Source organism: Arthrobacter echini (assembly GCF_004803505.1).
Lineage (GTDB): Bacteria > Actinomycetota > Actinomycetes > Actinomycetales > Micrococcaceae > Arthrobacter_D > Arthrobacter_D echini.
Genome location: NZ_SSWH01000010.1, coordinates 69,187 through 87,101 on the forward strand (window position 1 = coordinate 69,187; position 17,915 = coordinate 87,101).

Sequence of the window (17,915 nt, forward strand, 5' to 3'; positions counted from 1 at the left end):
CATTGTCAGTAGTTCCGAATACTGTGAAAGGAGAAATTTCTCACAGCCACGATCGCGGCCAGCGCTAGGACGACTATGTATCTGAAGGTGCTCTACATTCGCTTCTACAAGTCGTTCAACTACGACTACCTGCGCAAGAGTCATCCGAAGGCGGAGGCAGACAAATGGGACCTCCTAAGTGATGGCAAGTTCTACCCTTTTGTTCGTATTCCGCTGGAATCAGACATCACAACTGTGGTTGGCGCCAACGAATCTGGGAAGAGCCAGACCCTTTCGGCGGTCAAGTGCCTTTTAACCGGTGAGGGTATCGAGCGGAAGGATTTCTGCCGATACTCGACATTCTTCTCAGTGGGCAAGGACATGGCCACGCCTGAGTTTGGTGGCGAGTTCGCTGGCCTCACAAGTGACGAGATGGCGACTATCCGTTCCATTGCCGGGCTGAGCACCGAAGCTTCTGTTGATTCATTCTGCTTCTTCCGGTTCAACAAGCGCACGACGCTCTACGTGCAAAATGGCGGTAGCTGGTCCGAGCACGACCTGAAGACCGCCGACATCAAGCGAATTGCTTTGCCTACTTACTTCGAGATCAACGCCCGTATTCCACTACCTGATAGCGTGCCCATCGACTACTTGGTCGACACTCGGGTTAACAAGACCGGTAAGCCGCGCAAGCAAACGCTTGCTTGGTACGAACGGGTCCGGGACAACCTTGACTGGTTCTCTCCCGAAGGGATTGCTAAGTCTTCAGCCAAGATAACGGCGGCGTTCGCCGCCGCCTCCAGCGGCGAGAGTGACGAGCACCTAGCAGCTCGCCTTGGCTTGGCTGAAGATCTTCTTATAGACGTTGCCGGTATCGACCGCTCCGCATTCGAGGAACTTCGCAAAGCAGTCAGGCAATCGGAAGGATACGCCAACGGCCTAGTCGCTAAAATGAATGCGCAGCTCGCCGAGGCCCTCAACTTCCCGAAGTGGTGGACCCAAGACACCGAGTTCTCGCTTTACCTCACCTTGCGCGACTTCGACTTGGTTTTCACTGTCCGAGACCGCACCGGTAGTGACTACTCTTTCAGTGAGCGCTCAGGCGGCATGAGCTATTTTCTGTCCTACTTCGTTCAATACCTTTCACATGTGCATCCTGGCAGCCAGGAAATCCTGCTCATGGACGAGCCGGACGCCTACCTCTCAACGCTGGGGCAGCAGGATTTGCTACGAATCTTCGACTCTTTCGCCAGCCCTGAAGATACTGCGGTACCAACAGTGCAGGTGGTGTACGTTACTCACTCACCTTTCCTGATCGATAAGAACCACGGGGAACGGATTCGGGTACTGGAGAAGGGCGATGGGGAGGAGGGGACTCGTGTCGTGAGTAACGCCGCTCGGAACCACTACGAACCTCTCCGCTCCGCGTTCGGGGCGTTTGTTGCTGAGACTACGTTCATCAGCAACTGCAATTTGATGCTCGAAGGACCCGCCGATCAGGTGTTGCTTGCAGGACTTAGCTCACTAGCACGGCGGCTGAGGCGTCCGGGGGAGAGTCTAGATTTGAACTCATTGAGTCTTGTACCTTCGGGAGGTGCTGAGCACATTCCGTACATGGTTTACCTAGCTACCGGGCGCGACGTCGATAGGCCCGCCGTGGCCGTCCTCCTCGACAGTGACGGGGAGGGGGAGAAGATCGTCGCGGAACTCAAGCGCGGTTATCGCGATCGAAAACTGCTCGATGACGAATTTATCGTCCAAGTGGGAAGCATCGATCCCGACACGGTCATGGTCGACGTAAGTTCTCTGCAGGAGACCGAGGACCTCATTCCGGCCGCAGTAGCAGAACTCGCGCTGAAGCAGGTTGCCCGGGAGGTCCTGTCCAATTCGGAAGCGCAAACTTTCATTCAAGCGCTGCCAGAGCTGAGCATTCCGACGGGGCAAAAGGTGTTTAGGGCAGCGGAAATGGCGGCCAAGGAACATACCAAGGATGCTGCTCACGAGATCCGATTGGACAAGGTCGCTTTCGCCCGAGCAGTCCTTGAAGTCATTCAGGAGCAAGGAAACGAATCCCTCCGAGATCAGACCCTCTCGAACTTCGAGGTGCTTTATGGTTTGATCAACGCAGCCAAACGCGCGGCCGAGCGTAAGAACACGCGTGAGCGTACCTCCAAGACTATGAACCGGCTGAGAAAGAACTTCTCAAAAGACCACCCGACGAGTGCAACCCGACGGGATGCCCAAACTCTCTTGGAAGACGTTCTGGCACAACTCACTGACACGAGCCCGGAGGCAGAAAAAATTCGTGACGATGTGCGGTTGATCCGTGCCGATTTCCTGATCGATAGTGATGTCGCGCTTCCCGTAAGCGAGTACGAAACCTTTAAGCAGCGACTAGAAGCCTTAACTTACGGACCAGTTCACCAGGTGCAGGACTCGCCAACTATTTAGTCTAGCGAGGAGACGGAACATGTAGGTAGGAGCAGCATCAGTCGTCAACATTAGTGCTGGACCTGCGTGTTGGTGACCGGCGTATTTGAGCTGTCAGCTGCGGTGGTTGATGTAGTCGATGAAGGTGGCGCCTGAGTTCCGGCGGTGCTTGTCGGTGATCTGGTAGCTGTATCCGAGCGTGTTCGCGACGATCGCTGCGGGAATGTCGAGGACGAGGGCGCGCAGAGCCGCGTTGTGAGCGGCGCGGATTTCGATGCCCGCGTCTCGCAGTCGCGTCATGAGGGTGTTGTGATTTATGGGCTGTCCGGGGCGGGCGCCGGGGAAGAGCCAGCGCGGGTCGCCGCGATGCGCGGTCGTGTTCTGGTGAGGAAGCCGTTCGAGGTGTTGTGTCAGAACGTTGTCGAAGGGCGATGGTACGAGGATCTCGTCGTCGGTGACGCGCAGGATCGTGGCGTTGTGGCGGCGTTCGATCTGGTCGCGCGTCATGCGTGAGATGCGGGTGAGCGGTTGTCCGAAGACGAGGAAGAGCACCGCGGCGGCGCGGTCCGCGTCAGTGAGGTCGGTATGTTCGTCAAGGGCGAGCTGGATCGACGCGAGGCGCTGCGGCTGGCTGAGGATGGGTTCGGTCTTCGCTACCCGATAGGGGAAGTCGACGTGCGGTGCGTGATGGTGCTCGATGGCCCAGCGGACGAACCCGCGGGACAAGCTGTGGGTGGTGGGGCCGTCGGCGAGCCACTGATCGATGTCGGTCTGTGTGCATTGTGCGAGGGTGCTGTCGCGGCCCGCGAGGAAGGCGAGGAAGCCGAGCGCGACGGTGGTTGACTGCCGTGCGGAGAGGATCGTCCCTTTGGTCAGCATGCCGGTTTCGGCGAGGCGGTGCATCCGGTTGAGGTGGACCCAGCGTGCGTATTGCGTGATGATTCGCGCGTCCGTTTCGGGGGCGAAGGAGAGCTTGGCGGTAAGCCAGGTCTGGAACCGTTCGATGTCGAGGTTCATTGGGCCCAGCAGCTGATGCTCAATGAACAGCTCATGCAGGAAGGCGACTTTCCTCGGGTGTGGGTGGCTGGTGAAGGTGCTGTGCTCCAGCGGTTGAGTTCCTCTCGCGAGGTCGCCCAGGAGCGCGGTGGCGTCCGGGTTGGTGATGAGCCAGATAGTTGCGCTGCGAGCATGCCTCTGCTCGGTGAGCGCGGTGTGGAGGGGGAGCAGCGCCGGAGCGATCTGGCCGGTGCCGTCGTCGAGGAGAACGGTGAGGTCGTCGTTTAGAGCGCAGTGGGCGCAAAGTCCGATGCGGACGGGTTCGTCTTCGCGTCCGCATCGACTGCAGTGAAAGTCTTTCGGGATGCCGGCGCAATCCGTGCAGACGTTCGCGTCGCCGATGCGACCGGGTAGCAGTCGTTGGGTGAGACAGGCCGGGCAGATACCGTGGCGTCGGGTGGCCTGCTGGTAGCAGCGTCGGCAAATACTCCCTTCTGGCCAGGTTGTCGCGAACTTAACCCCTGTCGCCGCGCAGCGAACGCAGCAGCGCCGACCTGGTGTTCGCGGACCGGTCATTCCGGTCGGCGGATCCGGGCGCGCGCCGGTCGAATCGAGCCGTCCGGGGAGGGTCCGTCTCCAACGGCCTTCTTCGTGGTCCTCGAGCTCTCCGCCTCAATAGTGGTTGGGCAGAGTTCTTCGAAGCTGCAGTCGAGGGTGTCCAGGAGCGCGCCCAGCAGGGTCAGGTTCATTCGTTCCGGTTTGGAGCCGACGAGACGATAGATCTGCGAGGCGGAGAGTTCGATGCCCCGGTCTGCGAGGTGGGGGAGCAGGTCCGAGATGGTGTTCATTCCGCGCGCAGCCATCAGCTCGCGTAGTCGCCAGGTGTATTCGATTCGACGTCTCATGTCAGTCCTTCGCTGCGGTGGGAATCATCGTCGTGGCCATTCGAGCGATCGCATCGCTGACGACGCGGGCGCGATAGTCGGGGGAGACGCCGGTGTAGATCGACGTCGTGGATGCGTGCTCGTGGCCTACCTGTTGCTGGATGAAGAACGCGTCGTAACCGTCCTCGAGCAGGTGCGTGACATAGGAGCGTCGCAGCGAGTGGAAATCGAGCTCGTCATCCAGACCGGCCTCTCGCTTGACCTCATTGAATGCCCGGCTGACCGCATCGGCGGTGATCATGCCGCCGCGCTCCGAGGGCCAAAGACAACTCGCCCTCGGGCGGGCGATTAACGGGCGGACCTCCTCAACCCACTGCCGCATGATCTCGGTCGACCAGTCCATCTCGGGCAAGCTCAACACACTGCGTCGTTTCGGCGGGGATCCGCGCATTGCCTTCCCGAAGCGGACGTAGATGATCCCGAAATCGCCGAACTGCCGTGCCGCCGGGTTCGAAGCGCAGTCGACGAGATCAAGGGAGCGGACCTCGTTGCGGCGCAGGCCCCAGGCGTAGGCAGCCTTCATCATCGTCGCGGTTCGGAACGCGGTAACCCAGCCTTTGCTACCCTTCTGGCGGATCCGGACGACACGCTCGTCGGCGCAGTCGAACAGGTCCTGCAGCTCATCGCGGGTGTAGGGGCGCTTGCCTGGCTGCGCTATCCCGTTCTGCGCGTGACGAGCGGTATTCCACTCGTGGAACACCTGCGCCGGATGATCCCCGAAACGCTGCCAGCACTGCTCGACCCAGCCGTAGCGCGGATCACAGACGTACTCGAGGAACATCCGCAGCGCGCCCTGATAACCCAGAATCGTGGACTGCGCGGCGCCCCCGACCGCGCGCAACTCGAGGAAGAACTCGTCCACCGCGCCGACCGTCCACGACCACGGATAAGCGTCAGCGCAGACGCGAAACCGCGTCACCAACTCCCGTCGGCGATCAACCGTCGACGGCGCCAAATTCCGGGCGAACTGCTGCGCCCGCCACCCGCTGAGCATCGCCTCCCAGACCGTTTCCTCCTCATTGAGCACCGCGACGGCACCCTGCAAGTGAACGGGCACCGACCCCGGACCCACCTCAATGACACTTCGCATGATGCGCGAAATATTCGCATTAACCGCGAACACCGTCAAGCACGCCGTAAACGCCCCAGTCACAAGCCATTCCCGCTGGTCTAATGCATTACCCACGCGTCAAGGCAGCGCCGACTGGCCGGCAACCCGGCCCTCCGAAACCCGCGGCAGCGCGGAGGTCGAGGGAACCGGCCAATACGCACCTGATGCGAACATGCCAGGCTCTGGTTGACATAAGGTAAATTATCGGTGATTCAGGGTGTGATCGAGAGTGTGATCTAGGCGTGGATTCTCGAGTTCATTCATGAGATGCTGAGCGCATGGCAGCTGTTACGGGAGCACCCACTGACCTTCAGGCCCACCGGGACTCGATCCGACTTCGGGAGGACCGGCTCGTGTATGAGCTACGGGAAATCCTGGGCGCCAAATTGGTGGCCTATCTGGGGTCCGTGAAGGAGACCCGTGCTGTCCGGCAGTGGGCCGATGGTGAGCGCAAACCGTCTGCGGAGGTCATGCAACGCCTACGCGATGCCTACCATGTAGCAGCGTTGCTGCATCAGCATGAGACGGCACCCGTCGTTCAGGCCTGGTTCATGGGCATGAACCCCCAGCTCGATGACGTGCCGCCGGCGCGACTGCTGCGTGAAGGGCGGCTCGAGGACGCCGGACCAGCAGTATTGGCCACGGCCCGCGCCTTCGCAGCCGCCGGCTAGCCCGAGCCACCCTGAACACTGCCGACGATCACCACAGCTCCAGTGGTTTGGCGGATCGGCTTCACCCCTGGGGTGGAACGCTAGCCGTACGCCACTGACAACCGATTCCCTTCACGAGATTTGGTAGATTTTTGGTCGCTTTATCGAGGTTCAAGGAGTAGATTTGGGTGTTATTAGTGAGGAGTTCGACGTCATGAGCATTGCGACCACCACGGGCTCGGCCCACGCCCGCACCGCCCGCCTGGGTATCCGGGAAATCGTCCGTCGCCTCAACGCCGCCCTGGGCGCGACGCTTGTGGCAGCTCTGGCAGGGAGCAAGGACCGGAAGATCAGCTACAAATGGGCTCAGCAGGATGGCCCTACTCCCCATCAGGTGGCCGTGAAACGCCTGCAGTTCGCCTACGCGCAGTGGCTCGTCGTCTCCGAGGCCGAGGGAGAGCATGTGGCACGGCTCTGGTTCATCGGTGCGAACCCATGGCTGGATCACGACTCGCCGATCGACGCGATCCGGGACGACCGGTTCAAGGAGATCGCGGCCGCCGCCAGCGCGATGATCGACGATGGGTTCACCGGTTGAGGCGGACCTGCCGCACGACCGGACTCGCCCTGGTCAGCGGGCCCACCCAGGCGTATCGCGTCGCGAAAGAGTCCTACGGGCCCCTGAATCCCCAGGAGCGTGGGCTGCTCAGCAGCGATCGTTCCGCTTGGTACCGGTTCGACACGCCGGGGCGGACGATCTACGCGGCCGAGGACAAGAAGACGGCTTTCCTCGAAGCTCTCTCATGGGCGCGCATGAGAGCCGCCCACGCCTCCTACCTCGAGAAAACTGCGGCGTTCTTCGGCGCGCCCGTCGACACCATCCGGCACGAGGTGCAGGAGCAATGGCATGCCAACGGCCATATGGCGCCGGGGTGGATCCCGGCCAACTGGCGTGATGGGCGGCTGCTCTTCGAGCTCACCTTCGAACCCGGCTTATGGGTGGACATCGCCCACGCAGATACGATGCACGCACTGAACGGCGCGTTGAGCAGCCTCCTGTACGAGATCGACGTCGAGGAAACCCTCACGCTGTCCGAGGTCACCAGCGGCCGACGGGAGATCACGACCGTCCTTGCGGCCTGGATCAAGGATCAGGTTCTCGACGACGGGTCCTACCCCATGGGGATCAGGTTCCTCTCGAAGCACGGCGCAACCGACACCGGCTCCGGGTACTGCTGGGCGTTCTGGCTTCGCCGCGCCGACATAGGCCTCAACGACGACCCCGTCGCCGCGAGCACAGGTGTGGAGATCCCGGAGAACGATCCCGCCTATGCCTTCGCTCTCTCCCGACACGACATAAAATCGCGCTGATCAGCCCTCGCCCACAACCCCACCTCCGAACACGCCCTGACCGACCCGCCCACCGCCAGGAGTAGAACCTGACGACCTCACGTCAACGGAATCATCACCGGTTCAGCTGACGCTCTCAGGAGAATTTCCCGCGTGTTGTCGGCGTGACTCGGGGCATGACGCCTCGGAACTGGACGTGACCGGAGGTGCACGCTGACTCCCTGGAGGTGGTGGGCTGGCAGGATGGTGGCGTGATGATGAGCTCCGTACCCGAAGAGCCGCGGCCGATGATCCTGCGGGTGATGGTCTCCCTCGAGGGCAGCGAGCCTGCGATCTGGCGGCTCCTGGACCTCGATGCCTCCCTGACCCTGGACAGGGTGCACGAGGTCCTCCAGGTGGCCGTCGGCTGGCGGGACGCGCATCTGCATTCCTTTACCGACACGGACCCCTATCAGCGGGTGCGGCCCGTCAACGGGATCTCGCCGGCATCCCGGCGCTGGGTGTCCCAGGACCTGCTCGAGGACAGCGACGGGGCGCTGCCGGAGCGGGACTTCACTATCGGCGCGGTTCTCACCCCCGGGTCCGGGCCCGTGTTCTACGAATACGACTTCGGTGACAGCTGGACCCACCGCCTCGATCTCATCGAGGCCCTTCCCGCGCCCGCCGGCGCCCCGCGGGCGCGGCTCGTGGACGGGGCACGCCGTGCACCGCTGGAGGACTCCGGCGGCATCGATGGCTACCACAAACTACTCGACGCCCTCACGGACCCCGGCCACGACGACCACGACGACCTGACAGCATGGGTCGCCTGGACAGCCGGACCGTGGCAGGACTTCGCCCCCGACCAACTGGACGCCGATGGCGTGAACACCGAACTGACACGACTATTCACCGTCAGCGACACCGTCGGTAACACGGTCGGTGAGACCGACGACCAGCCCGGGGCAGAGCGCCAACCACTGGTCCAGGACATCACCGATCGGTTGCCTGCTGGGATGCGCCGCGAGTTTCGGTCTTACCTGAACACCGCGGACCTGGATGAGCCCGCGCTGGTGGACGCGGGCTTCGCCGAAGCGATGACCGCCCCCTATTCCTGGCTTATCCGCCGGATCGGCCTCGACGGCCTGAATCTCACCGCCGCCGGCTGGCTTCCGCCCGCGGTGGTCCATCAGGCAATGGTCGAGCTCGGCTGGGCTGAGCACTGGCCCGGTAGGGCCAACCGTGAGGACCAGACCCTGCCTATCCTCCGGCTGCGCAAGAGCGCACAACGCCTGCGACTGATCCGCAGGATCAAAGGCCGGCTCGTCCTTGGAGCTGCCGCCAAGCGGCTGCTCGAGGATCCCGTCGGGCTGTGGCACTTCCTCGCCCACGCCCTGACAAATCGGACTCGGCATGACGCGGAGCGGGATGCGACCGTCCTGCTGCTCATCGAGATCGCCGTCGGAATACACGCCGACTGGGATGACTGCCTCGATGCCGTCGCCTTCGGGCTCGGCGCCCTCGGTTGGCGGACCCGCGCAGGCACCGAACTAGAGGCCGGAGACGTCCACGGACTGCTCAGCGAATCCCGGGAGGCGCTCCGAAGCCTAGGCATTCACACAGGCTACGGACGGACAACAAGCACGGTCACCCCGCAAGGATGCACCTTCGTCCGCGCAGCCCTCCACCCCTAACCACCCCAGAACCCATCGAGGATCCGATCCTTCAGGGCCGGGACCTGTACCCCAGACTGACGTTCACAACTTCGGGGTACTCCGTTCCGCCCTGAAGGATGCTCGTCCACGGCGGCTCACCCAGAGCGTCGCGACGTGGCTGTATGAAAACACTGATGTCAGTGGTGTCCACTTCAGCTCCAGGCATCGCGATGACCTCACCCTGTGGGCTGTCTTCGAAAGACCCGAGGACGGCCCAATGCCGACGTGCATTACCGACGCAGAGCATCACTCCTTCACCGGTACGGAGCCTGAACTGATCCGCGCTCTCCAGCTCCTCGATCTGCAATGGAGCTGAGCTCAAGCCCGAGCTGACGTGCGCCGGATCGTTGCACGTGATTGTCCAACAGCCCGTTGGACAATCACTTCTCGACCACCAGCGTCAGCTCTGAAGTAATTGCGAGACAGGTCCTGGTGCATTCCGGGGGCGCCGCAGGGAATCAGTACTTCTGTGTATCTGTGCCGCATCGATCCTCGGTGCACCTCCCCATGGTGCTCAATGTAGGCGCGCGAGGCTGTGATAATCCTCAAGCGGATAGAACGATAACTTCCGACGAACCGGACAGGCTCAGGTTTAAGGGTCTACATCTTCATCTGGATCTTTGTGCCGTCACTGATGTGTTGGGCATAGGTAGTCAGTTCAGGATCAGTGATGTCACCGCCGATTTTCTGCCAGTTTCGGCGCAGGATCGGTTTGATCGTCGATACGGGACGGCCCTTATAGGTGCGCAGCATCCCGTCGAACATCCGCTGGTATTCTGCCGCGACCTTTTTCACTCCGCCCTGCACAGCACGATTGACCTCGCGCTCGAAGTTACCGCTGAACTTGAAACCCTCCATGCCTGATGCCCCCTGCTCGATGAGGCGGCTCTTCCAGCCGCTGAATCGATCTTAAGGCGGGGTGGCGACACTCTCGGTGTCAGGCCGAAGCAGGGCTCGTATCGACCGGGCACGGGGCCCTCACCTGAACTCGTCAGATCTTTTTAGCGAAGCTACCAGGACCAGTTCATAGGGGGTTGTTCAGTACCGAGGATGCGTCGGGCAGTTTTCTCGGTATGTGTGGTGCCGCATTCGCCGAAGGGGCCGCGTTTGGCGAATAGGATCGTGGCGTGGCGGTCGAAGTGGTCGATCCACCAGGACGACATTCCACCCTCTGCTTGGGCCCCTAGCCATTGCTCATACAGGGCGCGGAGCCTGTCGACGGCTTCAGGGTGGTTCCACCACTGGAAGCACCAGTACTGGTTCTGTGACCGGTCGACCGACTCAAGGATCGCGACAAGGCTTTCCACCCAGTCCACGAGATCCTCCGGGGTGTAAGCCAGGTCCTCTCCATCGTCCTGACCGTTAGGTTCGGTACCACCTAAGGAACTATTGGCGGTTTCGGTCATGACGGCGTCCCTGAGTGCTGACCTTTGATGCGGTCGACGGTTTCCCCGATGCGGGCGTTAATCGTCCTGTCGCGGAACCAGGGCACGGTACGGATGATGGCCCCTCCGCCGTTGGAGGTCTTCACCCATGCCCGGTTGGCCGGGAGCTCGGAGAGCTCGGAGACAGGCATGATGTCGCGCCGCTGGGTTTGCACGGATCGGGAGGAGCCGTTCCTCGAGGTCGAGGAGCTGCGGACTTTCGCGTCGTACTGCCCGATGGTCTTGGATAGGGATTCGAGGAATTGTGTGTCGTCGGACCCGCCGCCGTAGACCTTGATCGCGGCCGCGGACCAGAGCGTGTCCCACCCGGTGCGTTCGAGCATCGCCATGCCCTGCCCGCGGGTCTGGAAATACGCGCTGACGACGATGCCCATGGACCCGAAGAACGAATACCACTCGGGTAGCTGCTTGAGTTGGACGACGTTCCCGACCTCGTCCAGGTCAGCGACCAACGGCACCGGCAGGCGGCCGCCGGCGCGGCGTGCGGCCTGCTGGGCGGCGGTGAACACCGCATAGACCAGGGTGGACACGAACGCGGCCCCGGAGCCGGCTGCGTCCTGGGAGAGCAGGATGAGGGTGTCTTTGCTGGTCACGAACCGGGTCGGGTCGAACACCGGCACCCCAGGTGTCGGCGTCGACCAGGCCACGAGCTCGTCGTGCACGAGGGCCGAGGCCATGCGCTGGGCGCTGGCGGCCACGGACCCGCGGGTGTCCTCCGGCTGGGCGCTCATCCCCTTCAACGCCGACGCTGGACCTTTATGCCCGGCCCGTTCTAGCACCTCGGCGGGTTCCATGAAGTCCGCCGACGATACCCATCGCAGCACGTCCTTCATGGTGCCGTCACTCTTGGCGGCGGCGAGGAGGCACCAGGCAAGGAAGTCGCGGCCTTGGGAGTCGAACTGGGCATCTCCCTTGCCCTGACCGGCGCTGGGAGCCGAGGAGGTTTCGAAGATCGAGGCGACCTCGCCTGCGCTCACCGTGTCCGTGACGACCGTGAGCGGGTTGAAGACCATCGCGGGCCGGTGGCTGTTGCGCCAGATCCGTTGCGGGTCGAACAGCCACACCGTTCCGGTCTCGGAGCGGGCGGCCAGGACTTCTGCGACGCCGTCGACCTTATTACTGGTCATGATGTACGCACCCGGGGCCTCCAGTGCGTGGCGGACGACCTGTGTCGTGGTCTTACCCCGCCCGGTCCCCCACACATGGGTCGAGCACTCACGCCAGCCCTGGATCACTGCTTTTGTGCCGGAGTCACCGGCGTACCCGATTGTCAGCCCTGGGCCGATGTCGCCTGCCTCCGGGTGGAGCCGGGCCGCTTCGGTAAGGCGGGCGTCCACCATTGCCGGGCGCATCTTCCCGCCAGGACTCATCCGACGGGACGCCTCGGCGGTCCTGGACACAGGCCGGGTGCTCCACCACGCGAAGGCCGCGATGACCACGACCGCTTCCGCGCCGAGCAACCAGGACGCGGCCGCCGGCCACGGATCCCCTGTGGCAAGACCAATCGCCAGGATGATCGGGTTCCACGACAGCTCCGTGGGAACCGGAGTGAAGGCTCCGGCGAGGTGGATCAGGGCGACCGCGACGAACGCCGCTAAAGCCACGGACGAGAACGCGATGATGGGGCCGTTCTCCTCGTTCCTCATCGGTTGATCTTGGCTTGGGCGGCAGCCCATGCCTGGTTCGTGTTGTGGGCGCGGTGTTCCCCGGCGGTGAGGTTCACCCGGAACGGCACTCCGGGTTCGGACCCGGTTTTCAGCATGAACCGTCCCCGCCCGGGGGGCGGGGATACCTGATTGGTGTTGGGGTTCATCGACCCTTCGGCCGACCATCCGACCAGCATCGCCTTCTCCCGCTCGGAGACGGGGAACACCGTTTCCAGCAGGCCCATCTCGTTCTGCGCCAGCCCACCGAGGATCTTCACGGAGGAGCGTTCCACGAAGCCGGTCGCGATTTTCGTCAGCTCGTCCGTGGACAGCTGCAGGTCCTTCATCGAGTGCGTGATCATCAGCTGACCCAGGCCCTTGGTCCGGTTCAGGCGGGTGATCGAGTCGATCTGATGCACCAGCAGCTCGCTCGCGCGCAGGGACTGCCACAGCTCGTCCATGATCATCAGGTGATGGCGTTCCTCCATCAGCCCAGCATCGGCCAGGGTTTTCGCGGCCGAGATGCCGGCCTGCCCGTAGGACCAGCACACCGTCTGCACCGCGGCGCGGAGCGTCAGCTGGGACTCGTCGATGAGGGAAATATCGAAGTCCACGCAAGCGTCGATCTTCATCTCCTTCGTGGTCTGCTGGCAGAACACATCACCGAACGGTCCGTGCTCCCCGAGGGCGTTCAAGCCGGCGAGGAGGTTCTTGACCTGCGGCAGGTACTCGGCGGACTCCTCGATGAGCAGCGCCGACTGGATCTGAGGTGGCGCGGACTTGATCGCGGCGACGACGTCGCCGACCAAAGGCTGCCGGCCCTCAGCTTCGGCCTTTTCGGCGGCCATGGCGATACCCATGGATAGCACCGTCTGTTCCTGCTTCTTCGCATCGAGGGGTTCCTTGAAGACCAGTTCGATGAGCCCGGTGAGGGTCATCAGGCGACGGGCGTGGATCTCGGCGCGCATCTGCCGTTGCATCGGGGCCGGAAGGCGTTCGAGTTCCCGCCAGAGCGGACCGGCATCGAGCGGGTTGATCGCCCCGACACCGGGGGCGACCTGCACGACCTGACCCTTGGTCTCCAGGATCACGCCGGCGAAGTCAGGTTTGAGGTCCCCTGCCACGAGGATCAGGAACCCCTGATCGATCAGGGCCAACGCCATACGGACGGCGACCGAGGACTTCCCCCGCCCGTTCAGGCCCAGGATGAACCCAGACGGTGAGGAGATGATGCCGTGCAGGAACAGGCTGATCGGGTCCCCGCACACCACGGAACTGTTGAGGAGGTTCCGGCCCAGGACCGCACCGACCAGCGGCGAGGACGTGCCGACGCAGAACGGCCACAGGCCCGCGGTCTGGTTCGAGGTGGCGGTGAACTCCGGTGGCGGTTCGACCCACGTCACCATGCCGCCCTCGCGGACCCGCATGCCCTTCTCCGTGAGCTGCGGGAACGACGCAGCAGTAACTGCGGCTGCTGTCTCGGAGCGGCCCAGGAACCGGTCCATGACCTTGTCGATGAGTTGGTCGAAGGCGGACATTAGAGGGCCTTCCTGACGTCGGAGGAGATGGTGGCCAGGTGCTCTGGCACGAGCCCGAGCCCGAGGTTGAAGGAGAACGCGGCGTCGTCGTTGTAGTCACACGACCTCATGCGGATCTGGATGCCGGTGGTCGCGTTGCGCATGATCTTCGCTTCCACGGCTTGGAGCTGCTCCGGTGTCTCGACCGTCGCGGTGACACCGATCGCGAACCGGACCAGCGCGGCCCCTTCTGCTTGCTCCCGCTCGGCCTTGCGTGCCTTCTCGAGGGCGATGATCTGCGAGCTGGTCGGACGCCGACCCTTCTGGTTCGTGGCGAACTGGGCGTTGGTGAGCGCTTGGGCGACCTGCTGCGCGGACTTCTCCGGCGGCTGAGGGCGGTAGAACACGGTGACGCGCTTTTGCAGCATGCTCGCATCAGGGCCCAGCAGGGCCACCAGGGCGTTCTCGCGGAACGTCCCGGCCGGCGGCCGGAACATCTGCCACGACTTACTCGCCACCCCGGCGTGGTCGTACCTGCCCGGGTACCCGATCATCCTCGCGGCAGAGGGTCCCACCTCGTGCCAGCCCAGGCCGGTCCCGGTACCGGAGAGACGGGCGCGCTCAACGGCGGCCGCGGCGTGCGGATTGAACGCGACGAACGTCTGGTCGGTGAGGTCAGCGGCCCGCATGAGGGACACGCTTCCCGCGCCGACGTCCTCGAGTTCTTCCTTGAAGCCCTGCAGGAGCGACGTCACATCGGCCACCAGCTCCGCAGCGGAGCGCTCCGGCGCCCGGTCCCCGTCGTTGGCCTTGCCGCTGAACGTCAGCGCCACCCACTGCTCGAGCTTGGGCACGTCGAGGTTGAGGTTGTTCACCACGTCATCCATCACCTGACGTGCGAAGGCGGGCACCTCATGGGACCCGGCCTGCTGCCGCGCCACCGCGATGGCGTCCGGCAGGCGTTCACCCGGATCGGTCGTCGACTGCGTCGTCACCGAAATCTGCTCGACCCGTGCGTTGGAACCGGCGTCACGCTGGAACGCAGCCCACGACCCGACAAGCCGGTTCACCCGGTCCTGATCCAGCAGGCCCAGGCCTGAGGAGTTCGTGGAGAAGAAGACGGTGCCGGTCCTTAGTTTCGGGTGCCACAGCATGACACCCTCGTTGCCGAACAGGTCCTGGAAGTCGATCAGCTCGGTCGCGGCCAACAGGCCAGGAGCCCGGAATGAACCGTCCGGGATCTGCGAGACGGGCCCGGACTTGTAGACGGTCTTCCCGGCCTTCGTGGCCTTGGAGTGCATGCTGCGCGCCAGCCACCGCTCAGGCTTGGACCGATTGTTGCGGTCCTTCGAGCCGAGGATCGTGGCGGCGACGAACGCGACCAGGGCGATGCCGACGGCCACCCAAATCTGGGCGGCCATGATCGCGATGAACACCCCAATGGCGCCCGCGCCCAGAACGACGGTCGAGGCCATCGAGAACCCCATCAGACCCGCCGTCCGGTCTTCTGCGATGTTGCCGTACTGCCGGACGATTGTCTGATCCGTACTCACTGAGCTCAACTGTCATCCCCACTTTCCACTGCGCGATCCATGTCCCTTGCTGCTTCCCTTAAGCCGAACTCGACCCGTTGTTTCGTCATCGCTGACTTGTCCGCCCCGGATGGCGCGCCGGACCGGAAACCCTCGGCTGTAGGGGACGCTGATGTGCCGCCTTGAATCTCGCCGTCCGACAGCGGCGGTGCTTTCGGCAGCTCAGCAGAACCGGCCGTGGGCTCTGCCCCGGATGGTCCACCAGCCGTCGACGCGTTTCCTGAGGTACCCCCTGCTGGATCGGCCGGTGCTTCCGTCGGTGCGCCGACCCGCTCTGCCTGAGGTTGGGCACCCATCGGCCCATCCGAGCCGGACCCGCTGTTACCGCCAGTACCACTGGCACCGCTGCCAAAAGTGCCTGCGCCAGTACCGGCATCACTGACCGGGGACGACTCTGCCCCGGACCGATCCGGGCGTTGCTCGGCACCCGTGGGACCACCAGAGGCAGCACCGGTGCTGCCACCATGTCCGGCGGATGATATACTGCCTGCAGCTGCTCCCGGTGTGGGCGGCTGCTCCGGCCTTTGTTCTGTCCCTGTCGAACCAGAGCTACCGGCTCCGCCGCCAGTACTACCCGCCGTGCCACCACCACTACTGGTGGCTCCGGTAGCTTCGCTGCCTGTTCCGGCGCTACCCGACAGGGCAGAAGTGCCCCCGGACGTTCCTGTGGCTGCTCCGCCAGCTGTCCCCGCAGCACCGGCTGCTTCGGAAGCACTTGCCGCGGTCGTTGCCGCGGCTCCTCCACCGGTAAATGCGGCGGCACTTCCACCGCTACCTGTAGCTGCGGCCCCGGCTGCAGCTCCGACCCCTCCGGTGATCGCTCCGAGGGCGACGGCCCCGCCGACCATGGCCAGGCCGGAGGCTCCCATGCCCTGCGGTCCGGCGCTAACGGCAGGGACCAAGACCTTCGCGAGTGCCGGCATCGCTACGCAGGCGCTGCAGATGATGACGAGCCCGGTGATCAGACCAATCGCGGTGTTCCCGAGCTCGTTGTCCGCGGTCCCGTTAATGCCTTTCAGGAGTGCCAGTCCCGCCCCGTACAGGATCGCCGCGGCGGGCTTGAAGAGGACGACGGCCGCCAGCCAGCCCACGGCCTTGTCGAAGGACTTCCGGCCCCGCTCGGTCTGCGACGCGGCAGCGAAGATCGGCAAGACCCCGCACAAGGCGATTGCCGCACCGTAGGAGAAGATCACGATGACCGCGTTGATGATCGCCCCGAGCAGGGCAAGGGGTGCGACGAACAGGATGATGCCGGCGAGCTGCATGGTCATCGTGGTTCCCGCGAGGGCTTCCAAACCCATCGCGGACCCGAGCCCGTCCTCCTGCGCGGACCCCGAAATGGTCCTCACCAGCCACGGCGCGACGACGTCGGTCACCCCAAACAGCAGGCCCACCATCGGCACGGCCAAGGCCGTGGTGAGGACGGTGCGGACCATGCCCATGACCAGGTTCTCGGTCGAGGCGCGGTCCTGGTCCCGGGCGAGCTTGATGAGCGCGAACGCGGTCCCGATGACACCGGCCATGCCAACGAAGACCAGCGTCGACTGCTGGATGCGGTCGGTAGCGGACCCTGAGCCCATATCCGGTGCGCCGATCTTCAACCACCACGTACCGACGAAGTTGATCATCTCCGTCAGGACCTGCACCACCCAGCTCGCGAGGAACTGGATCAGCTTCTGGATCGCGCTGCCCGCAACACCTTCTAGGAGGTCTCCAGCCCAGCCGATCACTGCTTGGGTCCCCACTGGACGTATGGCTGGCCTTGATAGCGACTGCCGGTTACCAATTCGGTGCCGGAGGCTGGATCGAGCTTCCAGTCGCCGTCCTCCCAGACCAGATCGACCTGCGCGATGAGTGTCTGTTCGAGACCGGAGGCATCGGGGGCCGAGTAGATCAGCCGGTAGGACGCTGCGTCATCGGTGTAGCTGTTCTGGATGTAGCCCAGCAGAGTCAGGCGAGTTATGGCAGAGGTGTCTTCGCTCTGCTCGAGCCCGTCCCGGATGCGCTGTGCTCGCTCTCCTAAGAGGACCCGGTTGGATCCTTCCGCTACCGCCACTTCGAGGTCCTGCGCTGCTTCATTACTGACAGAAGGATCGAGTGCGACGGAGTAGGTGGCAGCCGCCATGAGCGATCCGGTCTCAGTGTGCGGGTACCCGACCCTCAGCCCGGAGGGCTGCTTCTGGCATCCTCCGAACTCCGAGAACGGGATCACGTTGTATCCGCCCGCCACCCATTCCTCAACGGTGGGGGCACTGTCAGCCACAGATGCGTCGTCGTTGTTGAGGTCCACCTGGCAGTCCCACGCTGTGTTCGCGTCGGCGACGGCTGCTGCCGTCGCGGACGCGGACGCGGAGGCGGACGATGGTGCTGTCTGTGTTGCAGCGGTGGGTGGGTCTGCTGCCGGTTCGTCGTTACTGGGGAAGATCAATACCCGCACACCCCATGCGAGGAGGCCGACCAGTACCAGGGCCAGCAGCATCGCGGCAGCGCCGAACCACTTCGGGCGGGCCTTCGGTTCCTGGGTGGTGTCCTGTGTGCTCATCGTCTGTCCTTCTCTCGAT

15 protein-coding genes are annotated in these 17,915 nt (G+C 63.7%); 5 read left to right on the top strand and 10 right to left on the bottom strand.

The features are described 5' to 3' along the window. Positions 1 to 75: 75 nt before the first annotated feature. Positions 76 to 2,430: an AAA family ATPase gene (locus E8P82_RS11705; protein ID WP_136455076.1), complete on the top strand. Its 2,355-nt coding sequence runs from the start codon at positions 76 to 78 to the stop codon at positions 2,428 to 2,430. Between the two features lie 93 nt (positions 2,431 to 2,523). Here the strand turns inward: E8P82_RS11705 and E8P82_RS11710 are convergent, their stop codons facing one another. From E8P82_RS11710 to E8P82_RS11720, 3 genes are all read right to left on the bottom strand, one after another. After that, the gene (locus E8P82_RS11710; protein WP_136455078.1) at positions 2,524 to 3,426 is read right to left on the bottom strand and encodes a hypothetical protein; all 903 of its coding nucleotides are present in this window, start codon (positions 3,424 to 3,426) and stop codon (positions 2,524 to 2,526) included. 551 nt (positions 3,427 to 3,977) lie between these two features. Beyond that, a complete protein-coding gene (locus E8P82_RS11715; protein ID WP_136455080.1) occupies positions 3,978 to 4,310 on the bottom strand; it encodes a helix-turn-helix domain-containing protein in 333 nt (110 codons plus the stop codon). A 1-nt stretch (position 4,311) separates the two neighbouring features. Beyond that, positions 4,312 to 5,472, bottom strand: a complete 1,161-nt coding sequence (locus E8P82_RS11720; protein ID WP_246021316.1) for a tyrosine-type recombinase/integrase — start codon at positions 5,470 to 5,472, stop codon at positions 4,312 to 4,314. 266 nt (positions 5,473 to 5,738) lie between these two features. On the opposite strand from E8P82_RS11720, the gene E8P82_RS11725 reads away from it, so the two are divergent. The 4 genes from E8P82_RS11725 (at position 5,739) to E8P82_RS11740 (ending at position 9,133) form a co-directional block, all read left to right on the top strand. Then, entirely contained in the window at positions 5,739 to 6,131 is a 393-nt protein-coding gene (locus E8P82_RS11725) for a hypothetical protein (protein WP_136455082.1), read from the top strand. Between the two features lie 193 nt (positions 6,132 to 6,324). After that, complete coding sequence (locus tag E8P82_RS11730) at positions 6,325 to 6,708, top strand: hypothetical protein (RefSeq protein ID WP_136455084.1); 384 nt, start codon at positions 6,325 to 6,327, stop codon at positions 6,706 to 6,708. Beyond that, entirely contained in the window at positions 6,705 to 7,481 is a 777-nt protein-coding gene (locus E8P82_RS11735) for a hypothetical protein (RefSeq protein ID WP_136455086.1), read from the top strand. Before E8P82_RS11730 ends, E8P82_RS11735 begins: the two co-directional genes overlap by 4 nt. 185 nt (positions 7,482 to 7,666) lie before the next feature. Next, on the top strand, positions 7,667 to 9,133 hold the full coding sequence (locus E8P82_RS11740) for a plasmid pRiA4b ORF-3 family protein (RefSeq protein ID WP_246021309.1): 1,467 nt from the start codon (positions 7,667 to 7,669) through the stop codon (positions 9,131 to 9,133). Positions 9,134 to 9,754: 621 nt separating this feature from the next. Here the strand turns inward: E8P82_RS11740 and E8P82_RS11745 are convergent. The 7 genes from E8P82_RS11745 to E8P82_RS11775 all read right to left on the bottom strand — a co-directional run bounded on the left by E8P82_RS11745 (position 9,755) and on the right by E8P82_RS11775 (position 17,896). After that, a complete protein-coding gene (locus E8P82_RS11745) occupies positions 9,755 to 10,012 on the bottom strand; it encodes a hypothetical protein (protein WP_136455089.1) in 258 nt (85 codons plus the stop codon). Positions 10,013 to 10,164: 152 nt separating this feature from the next. Next, positions 10,165 to 10,560, bottom strand: coding sequence for a DUF4913 domain-containing protein (locus E8P82_RS11750; protein WP_136455090.1), 396 nt, complete (start codon positions 10,558 to 10,560; stop codon positions 10,165 to 10,167). Continuing rightward, complete coding sequence (locus E8P82_RS11755; RefSeq protein ID WP_136455092.1) at positions 10,557 to 12,245, bottom strand: type IV secretory system conjugative DNA transfer family protein; 1,689 nt, start codon at positions 12,243 to 12,245, stop codon at positions 10,557 to 10,559. The genes E8P82_RS11750 and E8P82_RS11755 overlap by 4 nt, the downstream gene beginning before the upstream one ends. Next, positions 12,242 to 13,783 (bottom strand): hypothetical protein, encoded by a 1,542-nt coding sequence (locus tag E8P82_RS11760; RefSeq protein ID WP_136455093.1) that lies wholly within the window; start codon positions 13,781 to 13,783, stop codon positions 12,242 to 12,244. The genes E8P82_RS11755 and E8P82_RS11760 overlap by 4 nt, the downstream gene beginning before the upstream one ends. Continuing rightward, positions 13,783 to 15,315, bottom strand: coding sequence for an SCO6880 family protein (locus E8P82_RS11765; RefSeq protein ID WP_136455095.1), 1,533 nt, complete (start codon positions 15,313 to 15,315; stop codon positions 13,783 to 13,785). The genes E8P82_RS11760 and E8P82_RS11765 overlap by 1 nt, the downstream gene beginning before the upstream one ends. Before the next feature lie 5 nt (positions 15,316 to 15,320). After that, positions 15,321 to 17,099 carry a hypothetical protein gene (locus E8P82_RS11770; RefSeq protein ID WP_136455097.1) on the bottom strand — a complete coding sequence of 593 codons (1,779 nt, stop codon included), beginning with the start codon at positions 17,097 to 17,099 and terminating at the stop codon, positions 15,321 to 15,323. Next, entirely contained in the window at positions 17,081 to 17,896 is an 816-nt protein-coding gene (locus E8P82_RS11775) for a DUF8175 domain-containg protein (protein WP_136455099.1), read from the bottom strand. Before E8P82_RS11775 ends, E8P82_RS11770 begins: the two co-directional genes overlap by 19 nt. Positions 17,897 to 17,915 lie beyond the last annotated feature (19 nt).